The following is an 18,143-nucleotide window of genomic DNA, read 5'->3' on the forward strand; positions in this document are numbered from 1 at the left end:
TCCCCAATACGTCTGTTTCCGCACCTGAATTTCAATATTGTATTGCACCCCAAAACCATCTTTCGCTAAGACATCCAACACGATTTCTTTGGCGTGGAGATCTTCACCGGAGATATTGGGATTAAGAATATCGGTGATGGTAATCGGCGGTTGATCATAGCGGATGCTGTTGATGAGATCAGACAGCAACTCGGGTGATTGGGCAAAGAGACGTTTGAAAATGTAATCGTTCTTCGGGTCGAGCAGCGGCAGCATGATGGGTGTGATGGCTGAGAATGATATGGTTAATTGTAGTCCGGCAGGTTGGGGTATGTCTTAGTTTTGTGTTGGGCTGCCAAACATCGGCAACCCAAACTACACTGATTTAATCGATTTAGGCCGTCAACTTATCCAAATTACTCAGTTCTATTTCTGTTAGCTCTAACTTTAGTTCTTGATGGAATTGTTTAAAAAATTTTAACCAATCTGACAGATTAGCATCCAAAAGATTTTTAGTATATTTAGTAGCTAACTCATCTAAGAATTCCGTGTGATCAGTTTTTTCTTTATTTCGTGAGAGTTTGATCACCAAATTATTCTCGTTCCATCTATTTCTTGACGCCGTGAGAAATGTATTTTCTCCCAATTTGATCTTTAATGTTTCCAAACGCATTGGGCCAAAAACATCACGATATTCTGCGTACTCTCTGGTGTCCTCATCACCTTCTGGTTGACGGCAGGTGAAGCGATAGGCCATGTACTCTGTTTCCCAATCATCTTCTAAGATCTCGAGGAGCACTCTGTGTGGAGCGCTATTAGCTTCAAAAATATCAGGTGCATCAGGAATATAGTCTGAGCCATAATTTTCACCATAGGCTTCAATCAGCCCTGGTAAAAAGATGCCCTCTTCTGTCATTTGCAGTCCGACACAGGCTTCATCGACCTCCGAAACCAGTAAATACTCGCCTTTAATTTTACCGAAAACGTGAGAGTAATCGTCGAATTTTGATTGAGCATCTGATTGAGATAAAAACACATCTGAACTCACGTTCTCTAGTGCTTCGTCTATGAGATAAAAATCGTAGCGAACGTCTTTTAATTTCTGGAAATTGAGATGTTGTGTATCTTGATCACAAATAGCTTGTTTAACGTCTTCGGCTGTCATCGCCTCAGGGATGTAATCAAAATCATTCTTTAAAACTGATGTCAACTCTTCCCAATTTGTATCTTGATCGCCATTTTCCTCAATGACTTCAAGGAGCGATCGACATAACTCACGAAAAGACCTCTCCAACTTTTCTTCGAGTTTAAATTTACCGCGAACCTCTAAGTCGGGAATTTCATAGCTGGTCCAGCCCATTTTTTATTTCTCCTTGTCATTTTTTAATGTGGTGTGTATCTTCATACTAAGATTTTTTTGTTGTATCGCTGCTTGATCAATCACAAACTTTTGTTTGAAAATTTTCGGAGAGATTGACAATGTCATACATTGTAGAAAGAGATGATATTTGGGAGGCAACTTTTGAAGTTGAACACGTTCAAGGTGTTAAGTCTGTCGATTTAACCGTGTATTACTGGGAAAAATACGACGACGAAAGTGGTGACGAGCTAGGAACTGAAACAGAAATTCGAGCCGCCAAAATTCATTTGGCTGAAGGTTGCGATTTGATCTGTGCAAACGACGATTTGGCATGGCAACTAACAGAAAACGCCCGCCAGATTTTCTATGTTTCTTATGGTTCGATTGAGCTTTGGGATAAAAAGAAATTTGAGGAGTGTGTCTCGGATTGCGTCATTGAACCAGACGAAGAATAGAAGATTTGACATGCTCCCCGCCCTCTCGCTAATTTTGAGAACGGGGAAGCCATCAAGAGTTACGTAGTGTTGCTAAGTCAGTATGGTTTTCCAAATATTCTGCCAATTGCAGGAAATCTGTTCGAGGATAACTACGGCCAGCGGTTTCACGAAATGCTAATTGGGGCTTTGAGCCATCAATAATATGGTATCCCCAATAAAGTAACGCACTGCTGTGACGGATTCTTGCTTCTTCAGGTGGAATGAGACGACATTTCGGATCATGTTGCGCATAACGATCGATTTCTTTTTTCAAATGCGTCAGCAACACTTCATTCTTTTTCTCTATCGCCTTACTTGGATCGTAGCTATTGATTAGACAAAACATCTGAGCTTGGCTATTTAACGAGCGAATATGCTGAAAAGTACGAGTAATCACATTCGCATTCTTTGCGATGCCCAACGGATTTAATGTTGTTGGAATGATACAATAATCAAACTTAGCAATCAGTTCAGCTGGGTTTTCACTCAATACTGGAGAGCAATCACAAATGACGACTCTAGCATCAGAGTAGTCCTCATCTTTTGAACGCAACCATTGCTCATGACTCAATACGGTGATGGTGGCACCAAGCTGGTTTTTCGCCATTGCTGGGACAAACATACTAGCATCACTACCGGCATCATCAGAGTCAGCACGAAAAAGTTTGTGCAGATTTTGATCTGGGTCGAGATCAAGCAACACAACATCATAACCCATCAATGCAAAAGCACCAGCCAAATGAGCGGCGGTTGTCGTTTTACCAACCCCACCTTTGCAGGTAAAAACACCAATGTATCGACATTTATCAGGTATCGTTGTGTGCTCAGGTTCCAAAGACACCTCAGATAGAAGACCATTTGCGTACTCAATTAATTTCACGGGTTTAACACGCCGGACGGTTTGAGTAGCACTATCTGTGTGATTTGCTTGACGATGGCTTTGTGCTTCTTGGATTTCACGCAAATTTGCTTCTGCATCCAACAAAGCATTTTTAGAAAATCCACTGGCAGAGACAAAAATTCCATGAGTAAATCCATCGGCCAGCGGTAACTCTAAAAAATGACGGAATTTCTCTACATCAGCAACGGTACACTTCCGAGTGTAGTTCTTAACTTGTACGGCAATACGATAGGCATTTCGACGTAACTCAAGGTCGTAACCCCTTGTATTAGCTGGAGGAACAACCACATCCCAACCAAGTTGCTGAAATAAGACACCAATATGTTTTTCAAATGAATCAGGATCTTTAATCGATAGGGAACTACTCATCGCTGACATTCCTTAGCATGAAAAAATATTTTCAAACCTTCATATTATCAGCTACTTACTCAGCCTGTTAATCAAAAGTCACAAGCAGAAATACACTACCGATACCTCATTGGATAACACATGGGCAGGTTTAGGGAATTCAGAGACAGGACAACAAAAAACCCAGCAAGCACATGGCTTTTGCTGGGTTTTTTTGCAACGCTAGGCGTTGCTTTTTGAATCCTTGGTTGCGGGAGCAGGACTCGAACCTGCGACCTTCGGGTTATGAGCCCGACGAGCTTCCAACTGCTCCATCCCGCGTCAGTGAGATTGCAAATATAGAGCAATCGAACAAGGGTGTCAAGCTTATTTTACAGAAAAGCACAAATACTGGGTTTTAATGCGTTGCCCACTCAACCCAACCAAACTGCCACGTCAGCAAAATGATCAAACCAAACACAATCCGATACCAAGCAAATACGATAAAGGTGTGATTCGAAACAAAGCGAATTAAACCACGCACAGCAAAGAAAGCACTGATAAACGCAGCGACAAAGCCAACGCTAAACATCGGTAACGCATCTAAGGAAAGCAATTCACGATGTTTGTAAACATCGTAAAACGTCGCGGCGAACATGATAGGGATGGCAAGGAAGAAGGAAAACTCTGTTGCCACTTTACGATCTAGACCAAAAATCATGCCACCAATGATGGTTGAACCAGAACGCGAGGTCCCCGGAATCAACGAAAAGATCTGAGCAAATCCAACTTTGGCAGCGTCCCAAACCGTCATGTCATCAACAGAATGGACTCGCGGCGTGTGATGGCGGCGTTCAACCCAAAGAATAATCAAACCACCCACCACAAGCGCACACGCAACAGCAACTGGATTAAACAAATAGTATTTGATGGTTTTAATGGTCAGAACACCGACTACTGCTGCAGGCAAAAAAGCGACCAGTAGATTGGTCGTGAAATGCCAAGCGGCAGTATCACCTTTCAACAATCCCCCTGCCACACGCTGTAAGCGTGCGCGATATTCCCAACACACCGCCAAAATCGCGCCGAGCTGAATCACAATCTCGAATACATTACCGACACCATCATTAAAATTGAGTAGGTCAGCAGCAACAATCAGATGTCCGGTACTGGAAATAGGGAAAAACTCGGTAATACCTTCGACAATACCGAGTAAAAATGCTTTGAACAGAATTGCAATATCCACATTGACCCCTTGCGATCCGCAGCTGCCCACAGAAGTGGGCAGACCGTGGTTTATTTGCGTTCTGCTCGCACTTTGTTAATCAGTTCATTCGTGACTTGCAACACCCGCTGTGGCTCAGCGGGGTTCACTGCATAGCGCCCCCCCACCACAATCATCGGCGTCCCTTCCACTTGATAGTCACGAGTCATCTTGCTGGCTCGTGCCACATCGCTGTTGATCGAGAAAGAACGATAGAGCTGCATAAAGCGATTGGCATCCACCTTATTGTCCGTCAGCCATTGGCTCAATACCGCTTCTTGATTCAAATCTTTTTTATCACGCATAAAAGCGTGGAAAACCGGCAGATGTAAACGCGCTAATTCATTGCTGCTACGCAAACTAGCGAAAAGACGCGCCATCGGCTCCATATTTTTTTGCCACACCACTTGTTCACGACGGAATGAAACATCTTTTGGCAAGGTTTTTTCCCATTGCTCTAAAAATGGTTCAAGGCGATAACAATGGCCACAGGTGTACGAGAAAAATTCGAGCACTTCCACCGTTTTTGCATCAGCAACAGGCTGTGGTTGTGCCAAAACGCGGTAGTCCACGCCTTCGCGAAAATTAGCAAATGCCGCAGCACTGCATAACAACAAGAATAAAGCGCATAGGCGCTGGAACATAGTCGATAACAGCACAAAAACTCCTTCAGTTATAGAAGCGATCACTGCGCTTTATTCACCGGTTCACGCACCACCGTGGCACTTAAACCTGCCTCGCGCAATGTTGCCATCGCTTGATCAATTTCACCTTGTTTAGTAAATGGACCCACTCGAACGCGGTGAATCAGCCCTTTTTCCGTATCCGCACTTTGAATTTTGACTTCGATACCGGATAGGGCAAGGCGTGCTTTCAGATTATCCGCTTCCTCGCTTTTACTAAACGCCCCAATTTGCAGATAGGTTTTGCGTTCTGCAGCCGGTTTGGTGCGTTCGCTTGCATTAGGTTCCCCACTCGGTACTGGCTCGGCCAATCCGGGCAAAATTTTGTAAAACTCGTAGTTGGGACCTTTATTCGGCTCGGCTGCCGCCGGTTTTTCGGCAGGAGGGGCAGCCTTTGGTGCGGCTGGTTCAGCCGGCGGCGGTTCGGCCACTTTTGCAGCCACAACAGGGGCTGCTGGTGTCGCAACTGGTGGTGCAACGGGCTCAGGCTGACCCACAGGAACAGGCGGAGGTTCAGGTGTGGGTGTCGGTAACACAGTGGTTTGCTGTTGATTGACACTTGGCGCCACAGTATCAGGCCCTACACCAGGTGCCAAGACTGCAGCACTGTCTGGCACTTTCACCCGTGGAGCAGGCTGCACAGGCTGTTGGAACGGATCGGGGCTGCGCGACAAAAAGAAAGCCACCCCCACCGCAACAGTGACACCTAATAACAAACCAATGACTAAGCCAGAGGCCACGCTTTTTTTACTGCTGGATTCTTTACTACGGGCACGCGGCGTGACCGCTGGACCATGACGGGATGGCGCTGTTTCTTTATTACGGAAACGGCCAGCATTTTTATAGTCGCGAGAGGCCATAGTGAGAAGAAATCCTTGGAAATCATGCAGAGAATCGGATTATAACAGCCACTGCTGTTTGCGCAGTTTTGATTGTACTAACGGTTTAATGGTGGTAACTCATGTTCGATGGCTTTGAGCTTATCTAGCTTATTTTTTAAGGCATTAGCACGGCGTTGGCTTTGCTTGAATTGTTGCAACGTCTCTTCTGCTCGTTGATGCTGCTTCTCTACCTCACTCAGTAGATTGACCAACACATGGACCAAGGGACGATAACTGGGTTCTAGTGTTTTACTACTGAGCAATGGCTCTAATAAAACCAGAGCACGTTGCTTCGCCTCGATGTGATCCAAAGTAGAAAGACCTAATGCCGCTTGCAAACGCAAGAGCTCTCCTTTGTGGCGCTGACTACGTTGAACCACACTTTGGATTTCACGTTGGCGTTCTGTTGTTGGCAGTTGGTTCAGTCGCTCGTACCAAGTTAAGAGTTCGATTGGCGAGGTGGTTTGTGCAATAGGAGTACCGTTTTGCACAGGCGTCGCCACGGCAGTAGTAGCAGGAAGAGGTGAAGGTGTTGGCAATACAGGTACGGCTGATGGTGGTATGTGAGGAGTCGTTGTACTACAGCCCATCATGACACCGCAGATCAGCAATACAATTAAGCGATGGCGCACGGCACAGTCCATTCAGGAAGGAAGAGATTGATGAGAAACTCGGCCATGCAGTGGCAAAGAAATATGAAATAGTGCGCCCTGATCGGTCGGCAGGGCCTGAGCCGTGCCCCCCAGCTGTTCGGCATAGCGTCGTACCAAAGCAAGGTGAATCCCACCTTGTCGGGGTTGGGCGTGGCGGCGGCCACTGCGGAAAAAAGGGTCGAATACTCGGCGACGCTCCGCCTCGGTGATCAAACAACCGGCATCTTGACATTCAATTTGTAAAGCCGCGTGGTCAGCATACACTTTGATAGCAATTTCACTGTCAGCCGGAGATGAGGCAGCGGCGTGGGTCAATAATTTATCAATCATCGCCACGACAATACCGCCATCAAATGGAGCATGTAAATGGGGCATCACCGACCAATTGAGCCGCTGTTGTGGCAACCGATGCTGCCAGCTTTCAAAAGTCTGTTCTAATACTTCGGCCAAGGCACTGCTGTTTGCCAAGGGTGGCGTAACAAGGCGAGCAGTGTTATAGGCCAGTAAATCCTCGATTAAGGTTTGTAGCGTCTGACTGTTTTCTTTCATTAACGTCAGTACGTCCTGTTGTCGTTCACTGCTAAGCGGCATGACATTGTGTTGTGCAGTATCGAGTAACTCGACACTCTCCCGAATCGCAGACAATGGCGCTTTCAATTCAAAAGCCATATCACGCAAGAAACGTTGTTTCTCTTGCTCAACCCCCGCCAAACGACCACGTAACCATTCCAAACGCTCGCCTAAATACTCCACATCCGCCGGCCCTTTGATATGAATGGGCTCATTCAACAAACCGTCCCCCAAATCACGAATCGCTTTGTCCATTTGCCGCACTGGACGATGCAAAACATGACTCAGAAAGACTGCCAATACAATCGCCGCTGCCACCACTGCGAATAACAGCAGGGTAAGCGTGTGTTTTTGTCGGTCAATTTGTGCCAAGAGCCGGTTGGCTTGTGCATCGACTTGACCTTGGCTGACTTGGACAATCTGATGACTGACTTCAGCTAAATGTGAGAAATAACGAATAAGCTTTTGTCCTTGCTCCTGCGATAAAGGAAAACGTGACAGCGCCGTGGCAATCAGTTCATCCTGTTCTAACCATTCATCAAGGCGAATCGCCAGCGCAGGCGAAGCCAAGGGACGCAGGGATAACGCAGTTTGTCGGGCGTGTTGGCGTGCTTCGCGGTAGCGTTGCAACAGATTTTTTTCTTCCAATACCAGATATTGGCGGACAGCACGCTCCATCACCACGCTATGTTCAGCCATCTGCCGCCCACCGCCGGTCAAACGCGCGGCATGTTCAATCCCAATCCGGCTTTCTGAAGCCACTTGATCAAGGGCATATAATGTATGTAGCAAGACAAAAATTGCCGGCAAAGCCACCAGCATAAATCCAGCTAACAATAAACGTAAAAACGATTTTGGGTAAAAACGGGGCAAAAAAGAAAAAAGATTGGACACAGCAAGAGCATTCTTGACCAGAGAATCGGCAGGCCGCACGATACCACAAGCCAAGGCAGGCGGCCATGTTGCCAAGGCGCGCCTACCGATTAAACGTATATGATCAGACAGAGAATTGATTGACTAAACGCCGCAATTTGTCTGTCATGGCATGCAGTTCGTTGGTTGCTGCAGCAGTTTCATGGGCAATCGCAGCGTTATTTGATGCACTATGCGCCACTTTTTCCACATGCTGAGCAATTTCATTGCTGGCACTACTTTGTTCACTCAAAGACAGTGAAATATCGTCCACCACACTAACGACTTGCTCGGTGCTGGCATGGATATGTTGCACAGATTCACCGCCTTGCTCCGCCATTTGCACCCCATGCACCACCCGTTGCACCGCCTCTTCCATCGTTTGACGTGAAGCATCCGAACTGGTTTGGATTTCTGCAATCATCGAAGCAATTTCTTTGGTGGATAGGGCAGTGCGCTCTGCCAACTTACGCACTTCATCCGCCACCACCGCAAAACCCCGGCCTTGTTCCCCTGCGCGGGCGGCTTCAATCGCGGCATTCAACGCCAGCAAATTGGTTTGTTCTGCCACATCTCGAATCACAGCCATCACATTCGAGATGGCATCAGTTTTCTTGGCCAACTCGGCAATGGTGTCAGAAGATGAGGCAACAGACTCACGAATCCGTTGCATCTCACCAATTGCCGCCCGAATCACGTCTGCCCCCTGCTGGGCTTGCGAACCAGATTGTTGGGAAGATTGGTGAGCATCACGCGCCCGTTCAGCGATGTGGTTAATGCTGCTGGTCATTTCTTCAATCGAGGCTGCCATCGCCGTCGTTGCTTGGTTTTGGGCCTCGGCGTTTTGTGCCCCTTGATTTGCATGTCGGGCAATGTTTTCTGTCATCTCAGACAGCCGCTGGGCGGTGGTCACGATATCGTGCATCAGCCCACGCAGTGTGTCTTTCATCGTCGATACCGACGCCAACACACTGTTCGGATAACGCTCTGCCCCTTGGATAGGAACGGTTAAATTGCCATTGGCAATTTTCCCTACCACCTCCACCACATATTTGGGCTCACCACCAAGCTGTTTTAACAGGTTGCGCATCATCGACAAAGAAAACAACAGCATAATCGCAATCCCCACGACACAGACCAAACCAATCAGCCGCAGATTTTGCATAAAGATCGCATCGACATCGTCAATATAGATGCCCGTCCCGACTCGCCATTGCCATCTCGCTGACGTTTCCATATAGGAAATTTTGATGACATCACCCACCGTATCGTTTTTCTTCCAAACGTACTGTGCCATCGCCTTACCGTTATTTGATTTCAGCCCACCGATAAACAGCTCGCCAAGATTCACCCCCTTGCTATCTTTGAGCTTTAACAAACTCGTCCCCACCAGTTTTTCACGTGGGTGCACAAGGAAATTCAGTTCACCTTTATTGATGTCACCATCCAAAGCAAACAAGTAGTTATCTTTATCAAAGCGCATCGCCCCAAGCGCAGCACGGGCACGCTCTTTGGCATCTTGTTCAGAGAGTGCGCCTTTTTGTGCCAAATCTTCGTAACGCTCAACAATGTTGCGAGCGGTCTCAACCAGATTGTGAATCCGCTCCTTACGGTCTAACAGCATTGTTTCGCGTTGGGCGAATAGGGCAACGGCGCTGACGACCAACAAGCCGACGAGGGCCATGAAAATCAGCGTCAATAATTTTGTTCGTACCGTCATAGCGTCAAACCAGCTACTCATCGTCCCTCTCCACTTTCTCCAGTGCCTTTAACAGCTTTTTGGAATTTTTATTCACTTGACACGCTTTATTTGTATGATATTTACGTGCTAAAGAAAGTGTATTACAGAAAAGGACTTCGTGGATAGCCTAAATCGATAGACAAAAAATAAGGTGGCCTAGAGAGGCCACCTAAATAAAAATGCTTATGCTTTATTTATAGATAGTTCATTAAACTACCAAAATAATTAAATTTGGAATCGGCTCACCATTTTTCTCAGGCTATCGGTCATTTGGTGCATTTGATTGGTTGCTTGGGCCGTTTCGTGAGCAATGCCAGCATTCTCTGCTGCAACTTGGGCAATTCTTTCCACATTCATTGCAATGTCGTTACTGGCTTGGCTTTGTTCACGCAAAGCATGAGAAATATCATTCACCACATGCAACACCTGTGACGAGCCCTCATGAATCCGGTTTACCGCACTGCCACCTTGTTCAGTCAAATCAACCCCTGCCCGCACCCGTACGACGGCTTCTTCCATATTTTCACGCGAGACAGTTGAACTGGTATGGATATCGGCAATCATGCGGCTGATTTCTTGTGTTGCAGTGCCGGTGCGTTCCGCCAATTTCCGTACCTCGTCTGCCACCACAGCAAAACCACGTCCCTGCTCACCAGCGCGAGCGGCTTCAATTGCCGCATTGAGGGCCAACAAATTGGTTTGGTCGGCAATGTCATGAATCACATTGGCAATTGACGAGATGGTTTCAGTTTTATCGGTCAACTGCACAATAGTACAGGAAGCCTCTTCTACCGCTTGGTTAATTCGTTGAATTTCTGTGACAGCTTGTCCCAATACCGAAGCACCTTGCCCAGCTAGATCGCCTGCTTGAGCAGACGATTGCCGCGCTTGTTCTGCATGATCGGCAATGTGGTTGATACTGACCGTCATCTCTTCAATCGAGGCAGCCATCGCAGTGGCAGCACTGCTTTGATCTTCAGAACTTTTTGCCGTACGGTCGGCATGATCGGCAATATTGCCAGCCATACTACCTAGAGAATCGGCGTTCCCGACAATTTCACGAATCAGGGTACGCAACCGTTGTTGCATATCAGCAATCGCCGCCAATAAGCTGCTATGGTCATTAGGGCGAAGTTGAATATTTTGCCGTAGATCACCCGCAGCAATCGTGCGGACCACATCAGCCGCATAGCCTGGCTCACCCCCCAATTCGCGAATCAAACGTGACGTAATCACCCCACTTAATGCCAATAAAATTACTGCCAAAATAACAATCGCGATGCCCATCCATAAACTGGATTTCAAAAATGCGGTTTGCACATCATCTACATAAATCCCTGTGCCATACCACCATTTCCAACGCTGAGAAATGGCCGCATAGGTTACCTTACCGACCTCACCAACCTCGTCATTTTTTTTCCATACATATTCAATCACCACCCCATTGGGTGCGGTTTGCAACCGTTGTTCAAACAGCTGATACAAACTTGGCACCACCTCACGCATTTTTTTACCCAACAAGTCGGCGCGTGGATAAGCCAACCAAGTGCTATCAGGGGCAATCACAAACACATATTCAACACCATCATAACGGGCCTTAGTAAAAGCCTCTTGTGCTAATTTTTGCGCTTGTGCATCAGATAACTTGCCATTTGCCGCTTGCTCCTCAAAATAAGCAATGACCCCCCCAGCTACTTCAGTGATATTGCGCACTTTGTCGGTTCGGTCGGCTAACATAGCAGCCTTAAGGGAGTACATGGCGACCATGCCAAGAACAATTAAACCGGCCAGCGCCACGCCAACCAAGACCATTAGCTTGGTGCGCATGGAGAGTTGTGCAAACATGCGTTAACCTTTCGTCAAAAGGGATTACTTAAGTATTCATTGTAATGACAAATTTGCAAATTTATCGGCCAAGATCGTAATTTCCTGAGCCAAGTTCGCAATATTTGCATTAAGTCAAGTTTTTTCGTGAGGAGTCATCACCATGAGCGTTACCTTAAAAGGCAATCCCATCACTTTGAATGGCCAATTTCCTCAAGTCGGTGCGACCGCTACAGCATTTCGCTTGGTTGCTGCAGATTTGTCAGAACAGGGCTTAGATAACTTTGCAGGGCAACGCAAAGTGCTCAATATTTTCCCAAGCATCGATACACCAACGTGTGCGACCTCGGTACGTAAATTCAACGAGCAAGCGGCAGCGTTAGCGAATACGGTGGTATTATGCATTTCTGCTGATTTGCCTTTTGCGCAAAAGCGGTTTTGTGCTGCCGAAGGCTTGGATAAAGTGTTGACGCTGTCTACCTTCCGCAATCAAGATTTTGCTGAACAATACGGTGTCGCCATTGCATCTGGCCCATTAAGTGGTTTAACCAGCCGCGCCGTGATTGTGTTGGATGCAGATAATCGTGTCTTACATGCTGAGTTAGTTGGTGAAATTGCAGAAGAACCAGATTATGCCAAAGCTTTAGCTGCTTTGGCATAAAAACATTTCAGTTTTACCTGTCCCCTTTTAAATACAATATCAAGCGGGACAGGTTTTTTGTTACAAATACGGATTATTTATACATCATTTTAATTGATTATTATTGATAAATAACCCGAATTTGTCATAGACAGGGAGTGGGGGTATGTACGGTAGTGATGAAATGATATTCCGTGTTTTTGATACGGATTCTTTTCCCGACTTTGTTGATTCTTTGGCAGATTTAGCGCCAGCAATTGAACGCGATGTCGCACGCCTACGCGACAACCCTACTTCTCGCGATATCCTGACTGCCCTATTTCGTGCAGTACATAATCTAAAGGGCGACTCGGCCCTGTGTAAGTTAGAACTTGGGGTACGTATTTGCTTCCCCATTGAAAGCTTGTTGTCGCGAATGCGAGATAACGAGCTAATCTTTACCCCACTGATTGGTGAAGTGTTTTTGCTTGCCTTAGACAGGTTGGAACAAGCCATAGAAGCGCTGGCCGAACACCGCACCCTTGCCCCGCTACATCTGCATGAAATGTTGATTGGGCTTGAAATGCTGTCGGTACAACCGAAGGACCGCATCGAAACCCAAGCAGCAATTTTTATTGAAAACATCACCGGCTTTCGTCCTGTTGCAACACCAGAACAAACCCATGAGCTCAATTTTGCGCCTTTCAGCAGCAATGACGCTATGCCAACTGAGGTTGAACCCGAACCTCATACTAGCCAAGAAGCACAAGATCTCGCCTTTTTCCGCTCACTCGCCCAACAATTAGAAACCCGTTCGCCTCATTTGCTTGGCCGAACAGCACGGGTCTTGAAATTAGCCGAAGAAACCAATAGCGAGGCAGGTTATCCGGTGAGCCCTGCTCAATTAGAGGCGGCGGTATATATGCACGATGTTGGCATGATGTTCTTACCAGAAGCCGTGTGGTTGAAAGTTGAACGGTTAAGCGATAGCGACCGTGCCGTTTTACAATCACACCCCAATTGGGCTGCGGATTTGCTGGCAAGGATGAAGGGATGGGATGAAGCGGCACGAATGGTGCGTGAACACCATGAGCGACCGCTGGGTGGCGGCTATCCACAAGGCTTGTTCAGCCCAGATATCTGTGCCGGTGCAAAAATTTTGGCGATTGTTGATGCGTTTGAAGCGGTGAATCTCAAACATAGCCATCGCGGTCACAGCTTATCTGCCTTGCGTGCCGTCGCTGAAGTCAATGCCTGTGAAGATCAATTTGCCCCAGAATTTATCAAACCGTTTAATCAGGTGATTCGCCGTTGGATTACCGGCAATCCTCAGCGTTAACTCGGATATAACTCACGCACACACACCATCACTTTTGCCAATTCAGTTCGTACGGCCTCACTGCATGCGGGACATTGTTCAAGTTCTTGCTTACGCAGTGCGGTTTCGAACTGGCGGGCTAAAACACTGAGCTGATTTGCCCCAATCATGCTGGCCGCACTGACTAAGCTATGCGCTAATAAACGTGCTGCAGCCATTTGCTCTTCGGTTTGCCACAGGCTGAATACGGTTTCTGCATCAGCATAACGCTGTAAAAACATGCCGCATAAGGTTTGATGCAGTTCGGCATTATTCATCAGTTTTTCCAGTGCCATCGCACGGTCAACTGGAAGATATTCGGCAGACATTTAGCTATCCTTTTCTTGTGCAGGAAACAACACGCCGGGGTTAAACAACCCAGCCGGATCAAGCCCCTGTTTAAGCTGTTGCATCACCTGTCGCGCTAATGGCGAGCGATATTGCCATAGCGTCTCTCGCCGCAATCGGCCAATCCCATGCTCTGCCGACAACGTACCACCAAGCTGGTAGGCCGTTTCAAAAACAATCCGATTGACCCGTGGCTCATCTTGATAGATATCAGCAGCAGCACTTCCGGTCTGACTGACGTTATAGTGCAAATTACCATCACCCAAATGACCAAAAGCGGTGATACGACAATCGGGGAAAGCCGCACGCAACTTATCACCGGCTTGTTGTAAAAACATCGGTACGGCTGATACCGGCACCGCAATATCGTGTTTTAAGCTGATACCTTCACAACTTTGTGCCTCAGAGATGGCCTCGCGCACCAACCATAGGGCTTGGCGCTCTTTGCGATTTTGGGCAATCACGGCTTCACCATAGCGCGGAGCAGATGGCAACCATTCCAATAATTGTTGTTCAAGATGCGCGTCTTCGCCGCCATCCGATAACTCGAACAACACCGCCCAAGGCGCGTGAAACGGCACGCGGGCGCCACTGATATGGGTTTGCACCAACTGCAAACAGCGTCCTGAAATCAATTCAAACGTGGTTAAACGATCATCAAAGCGCGCTTGTAAGGCATGCAACCACGCCAAAGCCACATCGGGCGAAGCCACTTCAATCATGGCAGTGCAATACGCAGTAGGCAACGGAAACAGCCGCACTGTTGCGGCAGTGACAATCCCTAACGTCCCTTCACTGCCAATAAACAACTGTTTTAGATCATAGCCACTGTTATTTTTCCGCAGCCCTTTGAGTTCGGATAACACCTCACCATTGGCCAATACCACTTCTAAGCCTAGGGTTAATTCCCGCATATTGCCATAGCGCAGCACCGCTGTCCCGCCGGCATTGGTCGCAATATTGCCACCAATGGTACAACTGCCTTCAGAAGCTAAGGTCAATGGGAATAAACGTTCAATAGTCTGTGCGTGTTGATGCAGCTCCGCCAGCGTGAGGCCAGCCTCGACAGTCATCGTATTGTTATTCGCATCAATATGACGAATCTGCCGTAAGCGGCGCAGAGACAATACCACTGTCTGCCCTGATGCATCCGGCACCCCACCGCCAACCAGACCCGTATTGCCGCCTTGTGGTACCAATTGCACACCATATTGCTGACAGCACTTTACTACCTCAGCCACTTCTGCTGTGGTGCTGGGCAATACCACCGCCAAAGCTTGGCCATGAAAGCGTTTGCGCCAATCAATAACAAAAGGGGCAGTTGTGGTGGCATCGGTATAGACACATTCATGACCGACAATTTGACGGAGTCGAGACAAAATAGGCGCAGTATCCACAAACTTTTCCTACCCGTTAACGCTGCCAATAGGTTTTGACATTCACAAATTCATAGAGGCCAAACTCGGATAATTCGCGGCCATAACCCGACGCTTTTACCCCACCAAATGGCAAACGTAAATCTGAGCTGGTATAGCGATTGATAAACACGCTACCAACATTTAACGCCTGTCCCAAGTGCCAACCATGTGCTTCATCAGCAGTAAAGATAGAGGCACCTAAGCCAAAAGCGGTATCGTTGGCAATCCGAATGGCATCAGCCTCATTGTGTGCCCGTATCACGCTGGCGACAGGGCCAAAAGTTTCTTCGTGATAGACCCGACACTGGGGGGTGACATGATCGAGTACCGTTGCCGGATAGAAAAAACCACTGCCTTCAGGCATCACGCCACCGATTTTGCACTGTGCCCCGTGTTGCACGGCATCAAGCACTTGTGCGTGGAGTTTTTCACGCAAATCGGCACGGGCCAAGGGCGCAAGGGTGGTGAGGTCTTCACTCGGCGGGCCACAACGCAGTTCGGCCACCAGAGGCAAAAATATCGCCATAAAGGCTTCGGCAATGTCTGGCACCAAAATAATCCGCTTGGCAGCATTACACGACTGGCCCGCATCACGGAATCGTGAATGACAGGCCTCTTGTGCCGCCAAGGTTAAGTCTGCATCGGCCAGCACAATCAATGGATTGCTACCACCCAGTTCTAACACGCTTTTTTTGAGATGTTTACCGGCCAGACTGGCGATATGGCGTCCGGTTTGTGTCGAACCAGTAAAGGCAACAGCATCACTCAACGCAATCGCCTGTTCGACGTGTTCATGGTCAATCCATGCCACTTGCAGATAATCGCTTAAATTCGCCTCTGCAATCGCCTGTTCAAGTAATGCCGTAGTTTGTGGTACCGATGGAGCGGGTTTCACTACACAGGCATTGCCTGCCATTAGAGCAGGAATGGCAAATCGCAACACCTGCCACACAGGGTAATTCCACGGCATGACCGCCAACACAATACCGAGAGGTTCAAAAGCAACGGCACTGCGGCTGGCAGACGTGGCAATGGTTTGTTGAGCGAGAAGACGCGGCGCCAAATCAGCGTAATAGCGGATCAATAAAATGGATTTATCAATTTCAGCTAAACACTCTGCCGTCCGCCGCCCCACTTCTTGTGTCACATAGGCAGCCAATCTATCGCGGTGATCGTGCAAACGGTCGGCGAAATTGAGTAAAAGTTGTGCGCGCAGCGCGGTTTCGCTGTTTGCCCACACGGGATGCTGTTGTCTAACTCGTTGAAAGCAAGACAAGAGTTTTTCCGGCGGCCACGTGGGTCGGGTAAATAACACATCCCCATTGGCGGGGTTACAACTGGTAAAGGCGCTCATAATTGTTGCACTGTAACAAAAAAGCGCCACCTTGCGGCAGCGCTTGAGCAGAATATCCGGTTTTATGGACTATTAATAAGCAAGATTAGCGGGTTTTTCGCCGGTGGTAAGATAGTGCAACAACTCACGTGCCGAGCGAATGGCGCTGCCAAACGGCAGGGTTTCCGAACCACGGAAGAACAGCCCTTTATTGACTTCGCCACGGAAAGCCGCAGCCAGTTTCAAATCAATGCAGAACTGACCCACTTTTGACAAGCCATCGCGTAAACCGCATACAGACAAGCAATTCAACCCTTGAGTACAACGGGCAGGATCGGCTTTGGCATTGGCTTGCAACTTGTCTTCGCGGCGTAAATAGCTCTTTAAGAAAGGGGTCATCACACCACGCGCAGGCAAACCGGCCACACTCATAAAATCGACAATATCCTCTGGTTTGGCCTCTGCCAAAACACGTTTGAAATTGTCGTGGGCATCGCCTTCTTGGGTGACTGCAAAAGCGGTACCCACTTGCACCGCTGAGGCGCCCAGCCCCACATAGGTCTTCACTTTCTCAAAACTATTGATACCACCAGCCACCACCAGCGGCACTTTTTCGCGTTCTAAGCCCAGTGTTTTGAATACTTCGAAGGTTTCTTCCAACACACGGGCAAAATCGAACCGTTCGTGGTTGATTTCATCACGTTTAGCAGCACCCAAGTGACCACCGGCATAGCGAGGGTGTTCAATCACAATCGCATCGGGCAAACGGTTTTTCTTCATCCAGCGTTTTAATACGATACTGATTCCGCGTGATTCACTCAAAATCGGCAGCAGTGCAACATGGGGGTAATCATTGACCATATCAGGCAGGTCTAATGGCAAACCGGCCCCCATCGTGATGGCTTGAGCGCCCGACTCGCAAGCTTGTTGCACATATTTCGCGTGGGCATCCACTGCCTTCATCACATTGACCGACACGATCCCTTTGCCATCGGCAATGGCTAAAGCCTGTTTAATCTCGCGATCAAGTGCAATCAAATTCAAACGATCATAACCGGCAGCATCGGTGACATGTGCCGATTCCTCCATTAAATCGGGGTGCAGATGGCGCAAATCGACGCTTGCAATGGTACCAACCGCATTTTCATGCGCCACAGCCCCTGCCAAACGGTGGGCCGAGATACCAACCCCCATACCTCCTTGCACCACGGGTAACAGATTCTGGCCACGCAATACCAACGGAGGAAACACACTGTCTATCATAAAATCCCTAACCCCAAACCAGCAAAAAAGAGAGTGTCTATCTCACCCGCTTTAAACGGTTTGATACAAATCAAACCAGCGGATGAGAGAATTCTAACGTCTTAGGTGCGGAAGCGGTTAACTTGTTGTCCCAACTCACCCGCCAACACACTAATACTCTGGGTGGTGCGAATCGCTTGTTGTACCGCTTGGTCGGTTTGTTGTGCCATCGCGCTAATTTGCTCAACATGCTGT

General features: G+C 47.9%; 17 protein-coding genes and 1 tRNA gene. 3 read left to right on the top strand and 15 right to left on the bottom strand.

Translation table 11 applies throughout. The features are described from left to right. Together ACTBZS_RS08905 and ACTBZS_RS08910 are read right to left on the bottom strand one after the other, a co-directional pair. Positions 1 to 255, bottom strand: a 255-nt coding sequence (locus ACTBZS_RS08905) for a PD-(D/E)XK nuclease family transposase (protein ID WP_463043889.1), incomplete at its 3' end; no start/stop codon positions are given. Between the two features lie 118 nt (positions 256 to 373). Next, positions 374 to 1,339, bottom strand: a complete 966-nt coding sequence (locus tag ACTBZS_RS08910) for a hypothetical protein (protein ID WP_463043890.1) — start codon at positions 1,337 to 1,339, stop codon at positions 374 to 376. Positions 1,340 to 1,458: 119 nt separating this feature from the next. On the opposite strand from ACTBZS_RS08910, the gene ACTBZS_RS08915 reads away from it, so the two are divergent. Continuing rightward, positions 1,459 to 1,794, top strand: coding sequence for a hypothetical protein (locus tag ACTBZS_RS08915; protein ID WP_463043891.1), 336 nt, complete (start codon positions 1,459 to 1,461; stop codon positions 1,792 to 1,794). 52 nt (positions 1,795 to 1,846) lie between these two features. Here the strand turns inward: ACTBZS_RS08915 and ACTBZS_RS08920 are convergent, their stop codons facing one another. The 9 genes from ACTBZS_RS08920 to ACTBZS_RS08960 all read right to left on the bottom strand — a co-directional run bounded on the left by ACTBZS_RS08920 (position 1,847) and on the right by ACTBZS_RS08960 (position 11,574). Beyond that, positions 1,847 to 3,085: a nucleotide-binding protein gene (locus ACTBZS_RS08920; RefSeq protein ID WP_460430262.1), complete on the bottom strand. Its 1,239-nt coding sequence runs from the start codon at positions 3,083 to 3,085 to the stop codon at positions 1,847 to 1,849. A 224-nt stretch (positions 3,086 to 3,309) separates the two neighbouring features. Further along, positions 3,310 to 3,385: transfer RNA gene (locus tag ACTBZS_RS08925), tRNA-Met, on the bottom strand. Positions 3,386 to 3,461: 76 nt separating this feature from the next. Next, on the bottom strand, positions 3,462 to 4,289 hold the full coding sequence (locus ACTBZS_RS08930; RefSeq protein WP_463043892.1) for an undecaprenyl-diphosphate phosphatase: 828 nt from the start codon (positions 4,287 to 4,289) through the stop codon (positions 3,462 to 3,464). Between the two features lie 50 nt (positions 4,290 to 4,339). Beyond that, a complete protein-coding gene (locus ACTBZS_RS08935; RefSeq protein ID WP_460430260.1) occupies positions 4,340 to 4,966 on the bottom strand; it encodes a thiol:disulfide interchange protein DsbA/DsbL in 627 nt (208 codons plus the stop codon). A 26-nt stretch (positions 4,967 to 4,992) separates the two neighbouring features. Then, a complete protein-coding gene (locus ACTBZS_RS08940) occupies positions 4,993 to 5,850 on the bottom strand; it encodes an SPOR domain-containing protein (protein WP_460430259.1) in 858 nt (285 codons plus the stop codon). Positions 5,851 to 5,927: 77 nt separating this feature from the next. Further along, positions 5,928 to 6,362, bottom strand: coding sequence for a hypothetical protein (locus tag ACTBZS_RS08945; RefSeq protein WP_463043893.1), 435 nt, complete (start codon positions 6,360 to 6,362; stop codon positions 5,928 to 5,930). Between the two features lie 153 nt (positions 6,363 to 6,515). Then, complete coding sequence (locus ACTBZS_RS08950) at positions 6,516 to 8,063, bottom strand: sensor histidine kinase (protein WP_463043894.1); 1,548 nt, start codon at positions 8,061 to 8,063, stop codon at positions 6,516 to 6,518. Between the two features lie 28 nt (positions 8,064 to 8,091). Next, positions 8,092 to 9,747 carry a methyl-accepting chemotaxis protein gene (locus ACTBZS_RS08955; RefSeq protein ID WP_460430256.1) on the bottom strand — a complete coding sequence of 552 codons (1,656 nt, stop codon included), beginning with the start codon at positions 9,745 to 9,747 and terminating at the stop codon, positions 8,092 to 8,094. A gap of 225 nt (positions 9,748 to 9,972) precedes the next feature. Further along, positions 9,973 to 11,574 (bottom strand): methyl-accepting chemotaxis protein, encoded by a 1,602-nt coding sequence (locus tag ACTBZS_RS08960; RefSeq protein ID WP_460430255.1) that lies wholly within the window; start codon positions 11,572 to 11,574, stop codon positions 9,973 to 9,975. 160 nt (positions 11,575 to 11,734) lie between these two features. Here ACTBZS_RS08960 and tpx point away from each other — a divergent pair, with 160 nt between their 5' ends. Together tpx and ACTBZS_RS08970 are read left to right on the top strand one after the other, a co-directional pair. Further along, entirely contained in the window at positions 11,735 to 12,232 is a 498-nt protein-coding gene (gene tpx / locus ACTBZS_RS08965; protein WP_022654211.1) for a thiol peroxidase, read from the top strand. Positions 12,233 to 12,377: 145 nt separating this feature from the next. Next, positions 12,378 to 13,529, top strand: a complete 1,152-nt coding sequence (locus ACTBZS_RS08970; protein WP_460430254.1) for an HD-GYP domain-containing protein — start codon at positions 12,378 to 12,380, stop codon at positions 13,527 to 13,529. On the opposite strand, the gene ACTBZS_RS08975 is transcribed toward ACTBZS_RS08970, so the two are convergent. The 4 genes from ACTBZS_RS08975 to ACTBZS_RS08990 form a co-directional block, all read right to left on the bottom strand. Next, positions 13,526 to 13,876: an Hpt domain-containing protein gene (locus ACTBZS_RS08975; RefSeq protein ID WP_460430253.1), complete on the bottom strand. Its 351-nt coding sequence runs from the start codon at positions 13,874 to 13,876 to the stop codon at positions 13,526 to 13,528. The genes ACTBZS_RS08970 and ACTBZS_RS08975 overlap by 4 nt on opposite strands. Continuing rightward, the gene (locus ACTBZS_RS08980) at positions 13,877 to 15,292 is read right to left on the bottom strand and encodes an FAD-binding oxidoreductase (RefSeq protein ID WP_463043895.1); all 1,416 of its coding nucleotides are present in this window, start codon (positions 15,290 to 15,292) and stop codon (positions 13,877 to 13,879) included. 16 nt (positions 15,293 to 15,308) lie between these two features. Continuing rightward, positions 15,309 to 16,667: an aldehyde dehydrogenase family protein gene (locus tag ACTBZS_RS08985; protein ID WP_463043896.1), complete on the bottom strand. Its 1,359-nt coding sequence runs from the start codon at positions 16,665 to 16,667 to the stop codon at positions 15,309 to 15,311. A gap of 72 nt (positions 16,668 to 16,739) precedes the next feature. Further along, the gene (locus ACTBZS_RS08990) at positions 16,740 to 17,906 is read right to left on the bottom strand and encodes an NAD(P)H-dependent flavin oxidoreductase (protein ID WP_027405346.1); all 1,167 of its coding nucleotides are present in this window, start codon (positions 17,904 to 17,906) and stop codon (positions 16,740 to 16,742) included. Between the last annotated feature and the right edge of the window lie 237 nt (positions 17,907 to 18,143).

This window comes from Aquaspirillum sp. (assembly GCF_055136605.1).

What these genes read in the sequence shown, in the direction of transcription:
- ACTBZS_RS08975 (WP_460430253.1), bottom strand. Translation starts at nt 13,876, where the DNA reads ATGTCTGCCGAATATCTTCCAGTTGACCGTGCGATGGCACTGGAAAAA.
- ACTBZS_RS08920 (WP_460430262.1), bottom strand. Translation starts at nt 3,085, where the DNA reads ATGAGTAGTTCCCTATCGATTAAAGATCCTGATTCATTTGAAAAACAT.
- ACTBZS_RS08985 (WP_463043896.1), bottom strand. Translation starts at nt 16,667, where the DNA reads ATGAGCGCCTTTACCAGTTGTAACCCCGCCAATGGGGATGTGTTATTT.
- ACTBZS_RS08960 (WP_460430255.1), bottom strand. Translation starts at nt 11,574, where the DNA reads ATGCGCACCAAGCTAATGGTCTTGGTTGGCGTGGCGCTGGCCGGTTTA.
- tpx (WP_022654211.1), top strand. Translation starts at nt 11,735, where the DNA reads ATGAGCGTTACCTTAAAAGGCAATCCCATCACTTTGAATGGCCAATTT.
- ACTBZS_RS08910 (WP_463043890.1), bottom strand. Translation starts at nt 1,339, where the DNA reads ATGGGCTGGACCAGCTATGAAATTCCCGACTTAGAGGTTCGCGGTAAA.
- ACTBZS_RS08955 (WP_460430256.1), bottom strand. Translation starts at nt 9,747, where the DNA reads ATGAGTAGCTGGTTTGACGCTATGACGGTACGAACAAAATTATTGACG.
- ACTBZS_RS08940 (WP_460430259.1), bottom strand. Translation starts at nt 5,850, where the DNA reads ATGGCCTCTCGCGACTATAAAAATGCTGGCCGTTTCCGTAATAAAGAA.
- ACTBZS_RS08970 (WP_460430254.1), top strand. Translation starts at nt 12,378, where the DNA reads ATGTACGGTAGTGATGAAATGATATTCCGTGTTTTTGATACGGATTCT.
- ACTBZS_RS08915 (WP_463043891.1), top strand. Translation starts at nt 1,459, where the DNA reads ATGTCATACATTGTAGAAAGAGATGATATTTGGGAGGCAACTTTTGAA.